The sequence below is a fragment of the Mycobacterium shottsii genome (genome assembly GCF_010728525.1).
Classification (GTDB): domain Bacteria; phylum Actinomycetota; class Actinomycetes; order Mycobacteriales; family Mycobacteriaceae; genus Mycobacterium; species Mycobacterium marinum.
In genome coordinates this window covers 805,382-821,984 of record NZ_AP022572.1, presented here as the reverse complement: position 1 = coordinate 821,984, position 16,603 = coordinate 805,382, and the positions used below count along the sequence as shown (strand labels likewise).

At 69.9% G+C, this 16,603-nt stretch carries 6 protein-coding genes and 3 pseudogenes; all 9 read left to right on the top strand.

All coding sequences use genetic code 11. From position 1 onward, the window contains the following. Positions 1 to 149 precede the first annotated feature (149 nt). The 9 genes and pseudogenes from G6N41_RS03855 to G6N41_RS27845 all read left to right on the top strand — a co-directional run bounded on the left by G6N41_RS03855 (position 150) and on the right by G6N41_RS27845 (position 16,545). Positions 150 to 3,491 carry an arabinosyltransferase domain-containing protein gene (locus tag G6N41_RS03855; protein WP_198966654.1) on the top strand — a complete coding sequence of 1,114 codons (3,342 nt, stop codon included), beginning with the start codon at positions 150 to 152 and terminating at the stop codon, positions 3,489 to 3,491. After that, complete coding sequence (gene embB / locus G6N41_RS03850; protein ID WP_198966653.1) at positions 3,488 to 6,715, top strand: arabinosyltransferase EmbB; 3,228 nt, start codon at positions 3,488 to 3,490, stop codon at positions 6,713 to 6,715. Before G6N41_RS03855 ends, embB begins: the two co-directional genes overlap by 4 nt. A 66-nt stretch (positions 6,716 to 6,781) precedes the next feature. Further along, a complete protein-coding gene (locus G6N41_RS03845) occupies positions 6,782 to 7,927 on the top strand; it encodes an MBL fold metallo-hydrolase (protein ID WP_407663720.1) in 1,146 nt (381 codons plus the stop codon). 417 nt (positions 7,928 to 8,344) lie between these two features. Then, positions 8,345 to 8,605, top strand: coding sequence for a hypothetical protein (locus G6N41_RS27850; RefSeq protein ID WP_231608809.1), 261 nt, complete (start codon positions 8,345 to 8,347; stop codon positions 8,603 to 8,605). A gap of 109 nt (positions 8,606 to 8,714) precedes the next feature. After that, positions 8,715 to 9,214: pseudogene (locus G6N41_RS03835) on the top strand (hypothetical protein). A gap of 52 nt (positions 9,215 to 9,266) precedes the next feature. Then, positions 9,267 to 11,064: pseudogene (locus tag G6N41_RS03830) on the top strand (acyl-CoA dehydrogenase family protein). A gap of 132 nt (positions 11,065 to 11,196) precedes the next feature. After that, positions 11,197 to 15,051: pseudogene (locus tag G6N41_RS03820) on the top strand (PE family protein). A gap of 26 nt (positions 15,052 to 15,077) precedes the next feature. Next, complete coding sequence (locus G6N41_RS03815) at positions 15,078 to 15,950, top strand: IS5 family transposase (RefSeq protein ID WP_407663773.1); 873 nt, start codon at positions 15,078 to 15,080, stop codon at positions 15,948 to 15,950. After that, positions 15,904 to 16,545, top strand: a complete 642-nt coding sequence (locus tag G6N41_RS27845; protein WP_231609067.1) for a hypothetical protein — start codon at positions 15,904 to 15,906, stop codon at positions 16,543 to 16,545. Before G6N41_RS03815 ends, G6N41_RS27845 begins: the two co-directional genes overlap by 47 nt. Positions 16,546 to 16,603 lie beyond the last annotated feature (58 nt).

Here is a 16,603-nt window from a genome sequence, read left to right as displayed (position 1 = left end):
GCCTGTCCGACCCTTCGCCACGGCGCCGGAATCGCTTTGCGGCGGCGCGTCCTGACGGCGCTGGATCCGCCGATCCGGGCCCTCCCCGGAGCCGCTTTGCGGCCCCGCGTCCTCACCGCGCTAAGCCGCGTCGCCTACGATCGACCATCGTGTCCCTCGACGGTAATGAGCGATCTCAGCGGATCGCCCGGTTAGCAGCCGTCGTCTTGGGAGTCGCCGGGCTGGTCCTGTGCGCCTTGGTTCCGCTCCTTCCGGTGAAGCAGACGACGGCGACGATCCTGTGGCCCCAGGGCGCCTCCGCGGACGGCGACATCAGCCAAATCACCGCCCCATTGGTGTCCGGCGCGCCGCGCGCATTGGACATTTCACTGCCTTGCGCGGCGATCGCCACCCTGCCCGCCACCGGCGGTCTGGTGCTGTCCACCCTCCCCTCCGGGGGCGTGGATACCGGCAAGAACGGGCTGTTCGTCCGCGCTGACAAGGACTCGGTCGTGGTCGCATTCCGCGACACGGTGGCCGCGGTGGCACCGCGCGCCGCGATCGCCGAGGGCCGGTGCAGCGCGCTGCACATCTGGGCCGACGCCACCGGCGCGCACGCGGATTTCGTCGGCATTCCCGGTGCCGCGGGCACCCTGCCCCCGGAGAAGAAGCCTCAAGTCGGTGGCATCTTCACCGACTTGAAGGTACAGGCCCAACCGGGGTCGTCGGCGCGCATCGACGTCGACACCCGATTCATCACCGCGCCCACGGTCACCAAGACCATCGCCATGATCCTCGGTGCGATCGCGGTCCTGGGCGCCATCGTGGCCTTGGCCGCCCTGGATCGGCTGAGCCGCGGCGGTGACGCGCTGCGCGACTGGCGCTCCCCCATCGCCTGGCTATCCAGGTACCGACCGCGGCTGCCCCGGCTGTCGCGCTGGCGCGTCGGGTTCGCAACCTGGCTCACCGACGCCGCGGTGATCGCCACGCTGCTGCTCTGGCATGTGATCGGAGCCCTTTCCTCCGACGACGGCTACAACCTGACCATCGCCCGGATCGCTCCCCAGGCCGGCTATGTGGCCAACTACTACCGATACTTCGGGACCACCGAGGCCCCCTTCGACTGGTATCACGAGCTGCTGGCACACCTGGCGCAGATCAGCACCGCCAGCGTCTGGATGCGGTTGCCCGCCACCCTGGCCGACATCGCCTGCTGGCTGCTCATCAGCCGTTTCGTGCTGCGCCGGCTCGGCCCCGGCAAGAACGGCCTGGCCGCCAATCGGGTGGCCGTGTTCACCGCCGGCGCGGTCTTCGTGGCCGCCTGGCTGCCGTTCAACAACGGCCTTCGCCCCGAGCCGCTGATCGCCCTTGGCGTGCTGGTCACCTGGGCACTGGTGGAACGCGCCATCGCGCTGAGCCGGCTGGCTTCGGCCGCGATCGCGATCATCGTCGCGATGCTCACCGCGACGCTGGCACCGCAAGGTTTGATCGCGGTGGCCGCGCTGCTGACCGGGGCGCGCGTCATCGCCGGGATCATCCGTAAGCGCCGCGGCACCGACGGTCTGCTGGCCCCGCTCGCCGTCCTGGCCGCATCGCTGTCGCTGATCACCGACGTGGTGTTCCGCAACCAGACGCTGGCCACCGTGGCCGAGGCGGCACGGATCAAGTACAAGGTCGGCCCGACCATCGCGTGGTACCAGGACTTCCTCCGCTACTACTTCCTGACCGTCGAAACCAACATTGACGGGTCGATGACCAGGCGCTTCGCCGTGCTGGTGCTGCTGCTCTGCCTGTTCGGCTCACTGGTGGTGCTGCTGCGGCGGGGCTGGGTGGGCGGTTTGGCCCGCGGCCCGGCCTGGCGACTGATCGGCACCACCGCGGTTGGTCTGCTGCTGCTGACCTTCACGCCGACCAAGTGGGCCGTGCAGTTCGGCGCCTTCGCCGGGCTGGCCGGTGCGCTGGGGGCGGTGATGGCATTCAGCTTCGCCCGGATCGGCCTGCACAGCCGACGCAACCTCACGCTCTACGTGACCGCCCTGTTGTTCGTGCTGGCGTGGGCCACCTCGGGCATCAACGGGTGGTTCTACGTCGGCAACTACGGGGTGCCCTGGTACGACATCCAGCCGGTGATCGCCAGCCATCCGGTGACCTCGATGTTCCTGACCCTGTCGATCCTGACCGGGCTGCTGGCCGCCTGGTACCACTTCCGGATGGACTACGCCGGGCACACCGAAGTCAAGGACAACCGGCGCAACCGGGTGCTCGCCTCCACCACGCTACTGGTGGTCGCGGTCATCATGGTCCTGGGCGAAGTCGGCTCGATGGCCAAGGCCGCGGTTTTCCGCTACCCGCTCTACACCACCGGCAAGGCCAACCTGGCCGCCCTGGCTTCGGGGCTATCCCCGAACAGCTGCGCGATGGCCGATGACGTGCTGGCCGAGCCCGATCCCAATGCCGGGATGCTGCAACCGCTTCCGGGGCAGACCTTCGGACCGGGCGGACCGCTGGGCGGCATCAACCCGTTCGGGTTCAAGCCGGAAGGGGTCGGCGAAGACCTCAAGTCCGACCCGGTGGTCAGCAAGCCCGGCCTGGTCAACTCCGACGCATCGCCCAACAAGCCCAACGCCGCCATCAGCGACTCCGCCGGCACCGCCGGCGGCAAGGGCCCGGCCGGCATCAACGGATCCCACGCGGCGCTGCCGTTCGGACTGGACCCGGCCCGTACCCCGGTGATGGGCAGTTACGGGGAGAACTCGTTGGCCGCCACGGCGACCTCGTCCTGGTACCAGTTGCCCGGCGATTGGAAGGCCAACATCGCCGCCCAGCCGCTGGTCGTGGTCACCGCGGCTGGGGCCATCTGGTCCTACAAAGAGGACGGCGACTTCATCTACGGGCAGTCCCTGAAACTGGAGTGGGGCGTCACTCGCCCCGACGGCACCACGCAGCCGCTGGGGCAGGTATTCCCGATCGACATCGGGCCACAACCGGCGTGGCGCAACCTGCGCTTCCCGCTGGCCTGGGCCCCGCCGGAGGCCAACGTGGCGCGCATCGTCGCCTACGACCCAAACCTGAGTCCCGAACAGTGGTTCGCCTTCACCCCGCCCCGGGTGCCGGTTTTGGAAACGCTGCAGCAGTTGATCGGATCGAAGACCCCGGTGTTGATGGACATTGCGACCGCAGCCAACTTCCCCTGCCAGCGGCCGTTCTCCGAGCACCTCGGCATCGCCGAACTGCCGCAGTACCGCATCCTGCCTGACCACAAGCAGACCGCGGCGTCGTCGAACCTGTGGCAGGCCGGCCCGACCGGTGGGCCGTTCCTGTTCACCCAGGCGCTGCTGCGAACCTCGACCATCGCCACCTACCTGCGCGGTGACTGGCATCGCGACTGGGGATCGGTGGAACAGTATTACCGCTTGGTGCCGGCCGATCAGGCGCCGGAGGCCGTTGTGCAAGAGGGTGTGATCACAGTGCCCGGCTGGAGTCGCCAGGGACCGATTAGGGCGCTGCCATGAGCGGCACGAACGAAACCGAACAGGCCACCGCCGCCACCACCGCCAGCGCCCGTGAGGTGCGGGTGACCCGATGGGTAGCCACGATCGCGGGCCTGATCGGCTTCGTGCTCTCGGCGGCCACCCCGCTGTTGCCGGTCGTGCAGACCACAGCGATGCTCAACTGGCCGCAAAACGGGCAGCTGAACAGCGTGACCGCGCCGCTGATTTCGCTGACGCCGGTGAATCTGACGGCCTCGGTGCCCTGCAGCGTGGTGCGCGACATGCCCGCCAAGGGCTGGGTGGTGCTGGGCACCGCACCCAAGCAGGGCAAGGACGCCAACCTGCAGGCGCTGTTCGTCGTCGTCAACAGCAAGCGCGTCAACGTCACCGACCGCAACGTGGTGATCCTGTCGGTGCCACGCGAGCAGTTGGATTCCCCGCAATGCGAGCGCATCGAGATCAGCTCGACACATGCCGGTACCTTCGCCACCTTTGTCGGCCTCAAGGATCCCTCCGGCGCCCCGCTACGCAGTGGCTACCCGGATCCCAACCTGCGCCCTCAGATCGTCGGGGTCTTCACCGATCTGACCGGACCCGCGCCGGACGGGCTGCGGCTCTCGGCCACCATCGACACCCGGTTCTCCACCACACCCACCACGCTGAAGTTGCTGGCGATCATCGGTGCGATCCTGGCCACCACCGTCGCGCTGATCGCGCTCTGGCGCCTCCACCGGCTGGACGGGCGTCGGCTACGCAGCCTGTTCCCGGCTAACTGGCGCACCTTCACCCTGGTCGACGCCGCGGTGATATTCGGATTCCTGCTGTGGCACGTCATCGGGGCGAACTCGTCCGACGACGGCTACATCCTCGGCATGGCCCGGGTCGCCGATCACGCCGGCTACATGTCTAACTATTTCCGCTGGTTCGGCAGCCCCGAGGACCCGTTCGGCTGGTACTACAACCTCCTTGCGCTGATGACCCACGTCAGCGACGCCAGCATTTGGATGCGGTTGCCCGACCTGTTCGCCGGGCTGGTGTGCTGGCTGTTGCTGTCGCGTGAGGTGCTGCCCCGGTTGGGGCCGGCAGTCGCGGCCAGCAAACCCGCCAACTGGGCCGCGGCGATGGTGCTGCTGACCGCGTGGATGCCATTCAACAACGGACTGCGTCCTGAAGGCATCATCGCGCTGGGCTCGCTGGTCACCTACGTGTTAATCGAGCGGTCGATGCGTTACGGCCGACTGACACCGGCGGCGCTGGCGATCATCTCCGCCGCGTTCACCCTCGGTGTGCAACCGACCGGGCTGATCGCGGTGGCCGCGCTGGTGGCCGGTGGCCGCCCCATCCTGCGGATCCTGGTCAAACGCCGGCGCCAGGTCGGCACGTTGCCGTTGCTGTCGCCGATGCTGGCGGCCGGCACCATCATCCTGACCGTGGTGTTCGCCGACCAGACCCTGTCGACGGTGTTCGAAGCCACCCGGGTGCGCGGCAAGATCGGGCCGAGCCAGGCCTGGTACACCGAGAACCTGCGGTACTACTACCTGATCCTGCCCACCGTCGACGGGTCGCTATCGCGCCGGTTCGGCTTCCTGATTACCGCGCTGTGCCTGTTCACAGCGGTGTTCATCATGCTGCGGCGCAAGCGCGTCGCAGGTGTGGCGCGCGGACCCGCGTGGCGCCTGATGGGCGTCATCTTCGGCACCATGTTCTTCCTGATGTTCACCCCCACCAAGTGGGTGCACCACTTTGGGCTGTTCGCCGCGGTGGGAGCGGCGATGGCGGCGCTGACGACGGTATTGGTGTCTCCAACGGTGCTGCGCTGGTCGCGCAACCGGATGGCATTCCTAGCGGCGCTGCTGTTCACCCTGGCGTTGTGCTGGGCCACCACCAACGGGTGGTGGTATGTCGCCAGCTACGGGGTGCCGTTCAACAGCGCGATGCCCAAGATCGCCGGAATCACGGTCAGCACCATATTTTTCGTGCTGTTCGCGCTCGCCGTACTGTACGCGGCCTGGCTACACTTCGCCCCGCGCGGCAGCGGTGAAGGCCGGCTGACCCGCGCGCTCACCACGGCCCCGGTTCCCATCGCGGCCGGCTTCATGGCGGTGGTGTTCGTCGCATCGATGGGTATCGGGATTGTCCGGCAATACCCCACCTACTCCAATGGCTGGGCCAACCTGCGGGCCTTTACCGGCGGCTGCGGCCTGGCCGATGACGTGCTCGTCGAGCCGGACACCAACGCGGGTTTCATGACGCCGCTGCCCGGCGACTACGGCCCGCTGGGACCGCTGGGCGGGGTGAACCCGGTCGGGTTCTCCCCCAGCGGGGTTCCCGACCACACCGTCGCCGAGGCGATGGTCATGAAGCCGAACCAGCCCGGAACCGACTACGACTGGGATCAGCCGGTGAAGCTGAAGACCCCGGGTATCAACGGGTCCACCGTGCCGCTGCCCTACCAGCTCGACCCGGCACGGATTCCGCTCGCGGGTACCTATGCCACCGGGTCACAGCAGCAAAGCAAACTCACTTCGGCGTGGTACCAGCTGCCCAAGCCCGACGATGGGCACCCACTGGTGGTGGTGACCGCCGCGGGCAAGATCGCCGGAAACAGTGTGCTGCACGGCTACAACCCGGGACAGACCGTGGTGCTCGAGTACGCCAGGCCCGGTCCCGGCCCGCTGGTGGCCGCCGGACGGATGGTGCCTGACGACCTGTTCGGCGAGCAGCCCAAGGCCTGGCGCAATCTGCGCTTTGCCCGCGACAAGATGCCGGCCGACGCCGTCGCAGTCCGCGTGGTGGCCGAGGACCTGTCGCTGACACCGGAGGACTGGATCGCGCTGACCCCGCCGCGGGTGCCGGACCTGCGCTCGTTGCAGGAGTACGTCGGTTCGACGCAACCGGTGCTGCTGGACTGGGCGGTCGGGCTGGCGTTCCCCTGCCAGCAGCCGATGTTGCATGTCAACGGCGTCACCGAGATCCCGAAGTTCCGCATCACGCCGGACTACAACGCCAAGAAGCTGGACACCGACACCTGGGAGGACGGCGTCAATGGCGGTCTGCTCGGTATCACCGACCTGCTGCTGCGGGCCCATGTCATGGCGACTTATCTGTCCCGCGACTGGGCACGCGACTGGGGGTCACTGCGTCAGTTCGAGACCCTGGTCGATGCGCCGCCCGCACAGCTCGACTTGGGCACCGCGACACACAGCGGGCTGTGGTCGCCGGGCAAGATCCGCATCGGTCCGTAGCTGCCGCGAAGGACCGGTTCGTGGAAGTGAGTCGCACACCGCGCTTCGCGACCGGCGGCCTCGGCCATGACGCAACCTAAGCCGCACGGTATGCACCAGGCGTGCGACCACAGTGGCGCATCGATAGTGGCCGCGGTCTCTTCACGGCGGTCCGCCCTGACCGCGGCGGGGTTAGCCGTCGTCGGCGCAGGCGTTTTGGCCACGTCAGCCTGCGTTCCGGGCGAGTCGCCGGCGCCGCCCAACCCGGCCGCGTTGCCCGAAAATGCGCTGATCACTCTCGGGGTCGCCGCCGGCCCGCCGCCAACGCCCAACAAGATCGGAATCTCGTCGGTCCTGAAAATCGGCGGCGATCTCTATCTGATCGATTGCGGCTTGCGCTCGCTGAACGCGTTCACCAACGCGGGCCTGCAGTTCAATGACCTCAAGGCGATCTTCATCACCCACTTACACACCGACCACATCGTCGACTACTACAGCTTCTTCCTCTCCGGCGGCTTCCAAGCCCCGCCCGGGCGGGCGCCGATCCCGGTCTATGGTCCCGGTCCAGCCGGCGGATTGCCGCCAAGCGAAATCGGCAACCCGAATCCCGCCACCGTCAATCCCGCCAACCCGACGCCAGGGCTGGCCGCGACCACTGAAGCGCTGCACCAGGCCTTCGCCTACAGCAGCAACATCTTCATCCGCGACTACGGCATCGATAACGTTCAGGATCTGGCCAAGGTCATCGAGATCCCGGTGCCGGCGGGGTCGGACTATCGCAACACAGCGCCGAAGGTCAGCCCGTTCCCCGTGGTATCGGACGACAACGTATCGGTCACCACGACGCTGGTGCCCCACTACGACGTCTATCCCGCATTCGCCTTCCGCTTCGACGTGAAGAACCCGGCTGTGTCCATTACCTTCTCCGGTGACACCACCAAATCCGACAACCTCGTTGCACTGGCGAACGGCACCGACATCCTGGTCCACGAAGCGATGTTCAGCCTCGATACCGCCTACTACGGCAACGTCTTCCCGCCGGACTATCTGCCCAAGTCACACACCTCCGCCGAGCAGGTCGGCGAGGTAGCCGCAGTGGTCAAACCGAAGCATCTGATCCTGAGCCACTACGCACCCGACGACCTGCCCGATTCCCAATGGCTCGACAAGATCAACCAGAACTACTCGGGCAGAACCACTGTCGCCAAGGACGGGCAAATCTTCGCCCTGTGATCCGCTAAACCATGGCGGCGTTGCGTGAGCTGCGGGCGGTCGAGCCATTTTCGATTCGTGGTCACCCGGTAGGTGCCGTCGGTGAGGTTTCAGCGTCGGCGATGCGGTCAATATCCCGGTTCGGGCGGGCAAATCAAACGCACATAGACGGTGGGGCTGATGCGCAGGCTGGTACGGATATTGATGGTGTCCACAGCAATCACACTGGCAATCTCTGCGGGGGCAACGTTTCCGGCCGGCAGCGCAGGTGCCGTTCCGGATCCTCGAGGCGCCACTCGGGTTGGGTTACGCGCGGCTGGGCGACAATGCGATTTCAGCATCACCGCCTTCGCGCCCCAGGTGCCACCGGGCCCCACAGGCACCGGCTCGGCCCTCATCCGCACGGCCGGTTCCACGGTTGTCGCCGAGGTGCATCTGGTGAACACCGCGCTACCAGGCATGCACTATGACGTCGGCCTGATTCAGGCGCCCCGCCCGTCCTCGACCCCGTGCGGCCCCGGCGCGCCGGACACCGCCTTCACCGATCTGGACCTCGACGGGTCCGGCGCGGGGACGGTGACCGTTCAAGACGCCATCCGTCCGGGTACCACGGGGGTCTGGGTGCTGGTGCAACGTCCGAGCAGCTTTTCCCAGGACCCCGCCGAGGTCTACACCTCCGACTTTCTGGCTTCGATCTAGCGGGCATCGGGCCCGCCCGGGGCCGCACCGACTGTTCTGCCGCCAAAAGCGGGACTTCGTACCCTATCGCCGCAGCTTGTTGTGGTGATCCGATGGAGGTGATGCGCCAATGGCGGCCAATGTGGTCAAAGGAGGTACAGCCATGAGCGTCTCACTGGATTCGCAGGCCAGGACCCGGATGTTTGCCGGGTATTGGGTCCACTGCTCGTCATCGTCGATGTCACGGCGGTGGCCCGCGCCTCTGACATGCAGAACCTGCTGTCGCAATTCGAGGCGAATTCCCTGTGGACATGGGTCACCGGCGCCTTTGTGCTGGTGCTGGGGCTGGTGATGGTGGCCGGTCACCAGTACTGGCACGGCGCAGCGGCAATCATCGTGTCGGTGCTGGGCTGGATCGTCACGCTGCGCGGGGTGCTGCTACTGGCCTTCCCCAAGGCGTTTGTTTCGGCGGCCAACAGCATGATCGGTGCGCAAGCCGGGTGGGTGAGTCTTTGCGTCGTCTTCGCGCTGCTCGGGCTCTATCTGACCTATGTCGGCTGGGCGCCGGCGGCCAGCGGGCCCAGCCAGCACGAAGCGGCGGCGTCGCGAGACCTGCCGCGCGCTGCCTGAGCACCCGGCGCAACGCCTTCACCCGGCAGCACAGGTGTAATACCGTCGCGTCATGAGCCAGCGCGGCGGCGAGTACGAGACGGAGGGCGTCGACTGGTTGCCCTTCTCGACGCCCGAGAAGGCCCAGCGCTATCAAACGGAGAGCTATCGCGGGGCCGTGGGCCTCAACTGGTACTTAACCGACCCCACGTTGCGATCGACCGTGGCGTATTACCTGCAACCCGACGAGCTGGCGGTCGTCGAACCGCACCTGATCCGCACCGGCGAGCTGATGGGTGGTGCGGTGGCGCGGTGGGCCGAGGAAACCGACCGCGACCCGCCGCGCCTGCAGCGCTACGACCGCTGGGGCCACGACGTCAGCCGGATCGTCATGCCGGCATCCTTCACCCAGTCCAAGCGCGCCGTCCTCGATGCCCAGGCGGCATTGCGTGATGAGGCGCGAGGTGCCGGGATACGGCCGACCGTGGCGCTGTTTGCGGCCAGCTATCTGCTCAACCAGGCCGACATCGGCATGGGCTGCGCGCTGGGTACCGGCGCCGGGATGGTGCAGTCGCTGGTGGCCGCCGTCGCGCCGGCCGACGTGCGCGATCACGTCCTGGCCAAGTTCGACTCCGGCGAGTGGGCCGGCGAGACCGCCCGGTTGTTGACCGAACGCACCGGCGGCTCGGATCTGGGCGCGCTGGAGACGACGGCCACCCGAGACGGGGACTCCTGGCGGCTCAACGGCTTCAAGTGGTTCGCGTCCAACTGCGCCGGGCAGGCCTTCGTCGTGCTGGCCAAACCCGAGGGCGCTCCCGATACCACCCGCGGGGTCGCGAATTTCCTGGTACTGCGCACCCGCCGGGACGGATCGCGCAATGGCGTACGGGTCCGACGCCTCAAGGACAAGCTCGGCACCCGATCGGTCGCCTCCGGCGAGGTGGAATTCGTCGACGCCGAGGCCTTCCTGTTGTCCGCGGAGCCATCCGGCCCGCAATCTCAAGCCGGCACGTCCGGCGGGCGCGGCCTGGCCCGGATGATGGAGCTGACCAACGCGGCCCGCCTGGGCATCGCGTCGTTCGCGCTGGGTAACGCGCGCCGCGCCCTGGTCGAATCGCTGTGCTACGCCCGCCAGCGCCGGGCCTTTCGGCGGCGCGCTCATCGATAAGCCGCTGATGCGCCGCAAGCTCGCCGAGCTGATCGTCGACGTCGAAGCCGCCCAGACGTTGGTGTTCGACGGCCTCGGAGTGGCCAACCACCGCCAGCCCAGGACCATCCGCCAGCGCATCGCCGTTCCGGTTACCAAGCTCAAGGTCTGCCGGCTCGGGATCAGCGCCGCCTCGGATGCGATCGAGATCCACGGCGGCAACGGCTACGTCGAGAACTGGCCGGTGGCCCGCCTGCTACGCGACGCGCAAGTCAACACGATCTGGGAGGGCCCGGACAACATCCTGTGCCTGGACGTACGGCGGGGTATCGAACAGACCAGCGCCCACGAGACGCTGCTGGCCCGACTGCGTGACGCGGTATCGGTCGCCGACCGCGACGACACCACGCGATTGGTCGAGGCCCGCATCGACGATCTCGACGCGGCAATCACGGCGTGGACCAAGCTCGACAGGCGCCTTGGTGAGGCGCGGCTTTTTCCGCTGACCCAGTTCATGGGCGACGTCTACGCGGGGGCGCTGCTCATCGAGCGGGCTTCCTGGGAGCGCGAGGTCAGCGGCACCGACCGCGCGGCGCTGGTCGCCCGGCTCTACGCGGAACGGTATCTGGCTGATCGTGGGCCGCTGCGCGGCATCGACGCCGACTCCAAAGAGGCCCTGGATCGGTTCGGTGACCTCGTCGCGGGGGCGCTGGCGACCGCCTGATCGGCCTGGCCATGCCCGCGGGGCGGCCGAACCGACCAACTCCCAAGTAGAGACGAAAGTCCCTATTGGTCCGCGGCGAATTAGCGCGACCGTAAACCCCAACGCATCACGCTTGGGGTAAGGGGACACGGGATGTCGTATGTGATCGCGACGCCAGACATGCTCGCGGCGGCGGCATCGGATTTGACCAATATCGGCTCGACTCTTGGCGCCGCCAATTCCGCGGCGCTGGCACGGACCACCGGGCTGCTGGCCGCTGCCGAAGACGAGGTATCCACGGCCATCGCGTCGCTGTTTTCCGCCAGCGCCCGGGAATACCAAATGGTCAGCACCCAGGCGGCCCACCTGCACGCCGAATTCGTGCATTCGTTGACCAGGGCCGGCGCCGCCTACGCGGCTGCCGAGGCTGTGAATGCCTCTCCCCTGCAGACACTCGAACAGAACGTACTCGCGGCGATCAATGCGCCCAGCCAAGCGCTGACCGCACGTCCGCTGTTAGGCGACGGTGCCGATGGGGCGCCCGGCACCGGGCAAAACGGTGGCGATGGCGGCTGGCTGATCGGCAACGGTGGCAACGGCGGTTCTGTAGCACCCGGCGGCAATGGCGGTGCCGGCGGTTCGGCTGGATTGTGGGGACGCGGCGGCAATGGCGGAGCCGGGGGTACCGGTGTGGCTGGCGGGGCCGGGGGCAACGGCGGCTCCTGCGGGGCCAACGGGCTGCTCGGCGGCGGCTGGGGCCCGTTCAGCGGCGCTTCTGGCGGGGCCGGGGGTGCTGGGGGCCGGTGGAATCGGGGTAGCCGGCGGGCCCGGCGGCGACGGGGGTGCCGGTGGCGCCTGTGGCGCAAATAGCCAGCTGTTGTCGCTTTGGGGAAGTGCCGGTGGCGCCGGCGGCATCGGCGGGGCTGGCGGGACGGCACCGACGGGTCAGCTGGTGGTATCGGCGCTGACGGCGGGGCTGGCGGCCATGGGGGTGTCGGCGGGGCCGGCGGCGCCAACAACGCATGGTTGGGCGGCGCGGCCGGCAGCGGCGGAACCGGTGGCAGCGGCGGAACAGGTGGCCTCGGTGGGGCCGGCGGCAGCGGCATCGGCTACAGCACCGGCGGTGGGGCCGGTGGTGCTGGCGGGGCGGGCGGCGACGCTGGCACCGGTGGGGCCGCAGGTGCTACCGCATTCTTGGGGAGCGCCGGTGTCGCGGGTTCGGCGGGCAACGCAGGCCACGGCGGCAACGGCGGCAACGGCGCCGACGGAGACATCGGCGTCGCCGGTATCGGCGACGGCGGAACCGGCGGCAACACCACCGGCGGCACCAATGGATCCGGCGGCAACGCAGGCCACGGCGGCAACGCCGGCAACGGCGCCGACGGCAACACCGGGGACTACTACGTCTCCGGCGGAAGCGGTGGCCTGGGAGGTGACGGTGGCGACGCCGGCACCGCAGGACTGGCCGGCACCGGAGGCACCGGAGGCACCGTGGGCGCGTACAGCGCCGGCGGCGCCGCGCGTAACGGCGGCACCGGCGGGGCCGGCGCTCTGGGTGCCCCGGCCCAGTTCGGCTCTACCGGCTTTGCGGGCGGTGATGGCGGGGCCGGCGGGGATGGCGGCACCGGCGGCGGCGGCAATGGCGGAACCAACGGCAGCGGTGGCCACGGCGGCACCGGCGGGGCCGGCGGGGCCGGCGGCCAAGGAGGCGTGGGTTACACCGACGACGGCGGCAACAACGCCACCACCGGCGGCGACGGCGGCAACGGCGGCCAAGGCGGCCAGGGCGGGGTGCCTGGTGCGACCGGCACCGGCGGCACCGTGGGGATGGCAGGCAACGGCGGAGCCGGAGGTGCCGGTGGCCAGGGCGGCGCCGGGTTGTCCGGCCTGACCGGCGGCGACGGGTACGACGGCGGGCAAGGCGGTGCGGGCGGTACCGGTGGTGCCGGCGGCGACGCCGTCTCCGGCGCATACAACGGCCATGGCGGCGCGGGTGGCGACGGCGGGGCCGGCGGCCAAGGTGGTACCGGCTACGCCGACGACGGCAGCAACAATGCCGGCGCCGGCGGCAACGGCGGGATGGGCGGTCAAGGCGGTCAAGGGGGTGGCGCCGGCGCCGGCGCCGGCGCGGGTAGCGGCGCGGGCAGTGCGGGTACCGGCGGAGACGGCGGTACCGGCGGCGATGGCGGTGCCACCACCACCATCGGTCATACCGCCGGGGCCGGCGGAGACGGCGGCCAGGGTGGCGACGGCGGCGATGGTCTGGCCGATGCGGCCAGTAGCGGCGGCAAGGGCGGTGCGGGCGGTCTCGGCGGCAATGGCGGCGACGCCGTATCCGGCGCATACAACGGTCAGGGCGGTATGGGCGGTCAAGGGGGTACCGGCGGCCAAGGTGGTGACGCCGGCCCCGAAGGCAACGGCGGCAACGGCGGTGACGGCGGCACCGCCGGCGCCGCGGGCACGGGCGGTCTCGGCGGCACCGCGGGCACCGCGGGTACCGGCGGCACCGGGGGCGGTGGCGGCCAGGGCGGCGACACCACCGCCGCCGGGCACACCGCCGGCTGGGGCGGGAATGGCGGCTATGGCGGCCAAGGAGGCGGCGGCGCCGCCGGCCCGGCCGGTGGCAGCGGCTCCGACGGTGGGCAGGGCGGCCAAGGAGGCGCCGGCGGCACCGATGACGGCGGCGACAATGCCGGCACCGGCGGTGCCGGCGGCACTGGAGGCACCGGGGGCGCGGCCGGTGCGACCGGCAGCGGCGGCACGGTGGGCTTGGCATTCCCCGGCACCGCGGGCCACGGTGGTGACGGGGGTGCCGGCGGCGAAGGCGGTGCCACCACCATCGTCGGGCGCACCGCCGGTACCGGCGGGAGCGGCGGTCAAGGCGGTGACGGCGGCCCTGCTGCCGACACCGGCGGCACCGGCGGCGCCCGCGGTGCTGGCGGCGATGCCGTCGCCGGCGCAACCAACGGCAGCGGCGGCGCCGGCGGTCAGGGCGCCGCCGACGCCAAGGGCGGGCAGGGCTACGACGACAACGGCGCCAACAACGCAGGTGTCGGTGGCAACGGTGGCGAAGGCGGCACCGGCGGCAGCGGCGGAGCGGCCGGCGCCGGGGGTGACGGCGGCACCGCGGGCGCCGCAGGCACCGGCGGTACCGGTGGTGACGGCGGCAAGGGCGGCGCGACCACCATCAGCGGTCATCATGCTGGCTACGGCGGCAACGCCGGCGGCGGCGGCCAAGGTGCCGATGGTGCCCCCGGCCCGGCCGGCGGCAATGGCTACGACGGTGGCCAGGGCGGCGCGGGAGGCACCGGCGGCCAGGACGGGGATGCCGGCGCCGGCGCGACAAATGGCTACGGCGGCCAGGGCGGTATCGGCGGGACCGGTGGCCAGGGTGGTGGCGGCGGCGCCGACGATGGCAGCGACAATGCCGGCGCCGGTGGGAGCGGCGGCGCCGGCGGCCTGGGCGGTCAAGGCGGCGCGGCCAGCATCGGAGGCGTCGTCGGCACCGGCGGCACCGGCTTCTCGGGCGACGGCGGCGACGGCGGCGCGGGTGGCCAAGGAGGCGCCACCGCCGTCAGTGGTCACACCGCCAGGGCGGGCGGCACCGGCGGCACCGGCGGCGATGGCATCAATGGCCCCGCCGACCGTCCCGGCGGTCGCGGCGGCCAAGGCGGTCACGGCGGCAACGGCGGTAGCGGCGGCAGTGCCGTCGCTACCGCGACCAACGGCAGCGGCGGAGCCGGGGGCGCGGGCGGCACGGGCGGCCAAGGTGGCAACGGCTACGACGACGACGGCAGCAACAATGCCGGCGCCGGCGGCGACGGCGGCGTGGGAGGCACTGCCGGCGCGGTGGGCTCGGGTGGCTCCGGCGGCACTGCCGGTACCGCGGGAACGGGCGGCGACGGCGGCGACGGCGGCAAAGGCGGCGCCACCACCACCATCGGCAGTTCCGCGGGCTCCGGTGGCGATGGCGGGAACGGCGGCCTAGGGCGTGTCTGCTTAATGTGAATGGTGTTTTGGCTGATGCTGTTTGGGTGATGCGGACGCATGCGATTTCTGATGATTTGTGGTCGCTGATCGTGGCGGTGTTGCCTGCGGGGCGGCGGCGTGGCCGGCCGTGGAACGATCATCGACGTACTCTGGAGGGCATTATCTGGCGTTACCGTACGGGATCTCCGTGGTGTGACCTGCCCGAGCACTTCGGTCCCTGGCAATCGGTGGCCGAGAGGCATCTACGCTGGTCGGTCGATGGCATCTACGCGCGGATCTTCGCGGCGATCGCCTCTGACCTCGACGCCGAGGACGCCGACCTGGGCGCACTGTTGTCGGTCGATTCGACCAGTGTGCGCGCCCACCAACACGCAGCCGGAGCGCGCCCGGGCGCCGCACAGGGGGATCTGTCGAATTACAAGAAATATCTCGATGAGCCCGATGACCACGCCATTGGGCGTTCCCGCGGCGGGCTGACTACCAAGATCCACGCCTTGACCGACCAGCTGTGCAGTCCGGTCACCCTGGCACTGTCGGCCGGTCAAGCCGGTGATAATCCGATGCTTTGGCCACTGCTGGCCGCCCGGTGCAGCAACTCATACGCCCCGTATCACCTGCTGGCGGACAAGGCGTACTCCCATGACTCGACGCGGGCACAGCTGCGCCGGCTCAAGATCGCCCACACCATCCCCGAGCGCAGCGACCAGATCACCCGCCGCAAAGCCAAAGGCCGCAACAGAGGACGGCCTCCGGGGTTCTCAGGCCGAATCTACAAGCACCGCAACACCGTCGAGCGAAGCTTCAACCGGCTCAAACACTGGCGCGCGGTCGCCACCTGCTACGACAAATACGCCCTGACCTACCTCGGCGGTGTCACCCTGGCCGCCATCATCACCTACCACCGCGTCCGCAATTAGCAGACAGGACCTAGCCGGCGCCGGTGCTATCGGCCCCGCTGGCGCTGACGGCTCCACCGGCGGTCAAGGCGGCGCCGGCGGCGAGGGCGGCGATGGGGGCGACGCCGTCGCCGGCGCCACCAACGGCTCGGGCGGGGACGGCGGAGATGGTGGTAGCGGTGGCCAGGGCGGCGCTGGAGGGGTCGATGATGGCGGCGGAGCCGGCACCGGCGGCCAGGGCGGTGAGGGTGGTCAAGCCGGCGACGGCGGCGTGTCCGGTAGTGGCGGATTGTTCGGCAGTGGTGGCGACGGTGGCCACGGTGGCCAGGGCGGCCTCGGCGGCACCGGCGGTGACAGCGCACTGGGTACCGGCGGTGACGGTGGCCAAGGCGGCCAGGGGGGAACTGGCGGCACGGGCGGCTATGGCGCCTTCGAGGGCGGCTTCGGTGGCGACGGCGGCGATGGCGGAACCGGAGGGACCGGCGGCGTCGGACAGAGCGGCCTTCCCGGCACCGGTGGCACCATCGGCATCGCGGGCGTCCCGGGCAGCCTTGCTTCCGGCTCTACCGGTGGCGCCGGCGGCGACGGCGGCGACGGCGGACCGGGTTCGCCCTAGCCGGCCAGCAGACGCAGAATCGCACGCAAAACGTGTTTTGCGTGCGATTCTGCGTCTG

Excerpts from the sequence above, each read along its gene's own strand:
- G6N41_RS03845 (WP_407663720.1), top strand. The coding sequence starts at position 6,782 with ATGACGCAACCTAAGCCGCACGGTATGCACCAGGCGTGCGACCACAGT.
- embB (WP_198966653.1), top strand. The coding sequence starts at position 3,488 with ATGAGCGGCACGAACGAAACCGAACAGGCCACCGCCGCCACCACCGCC.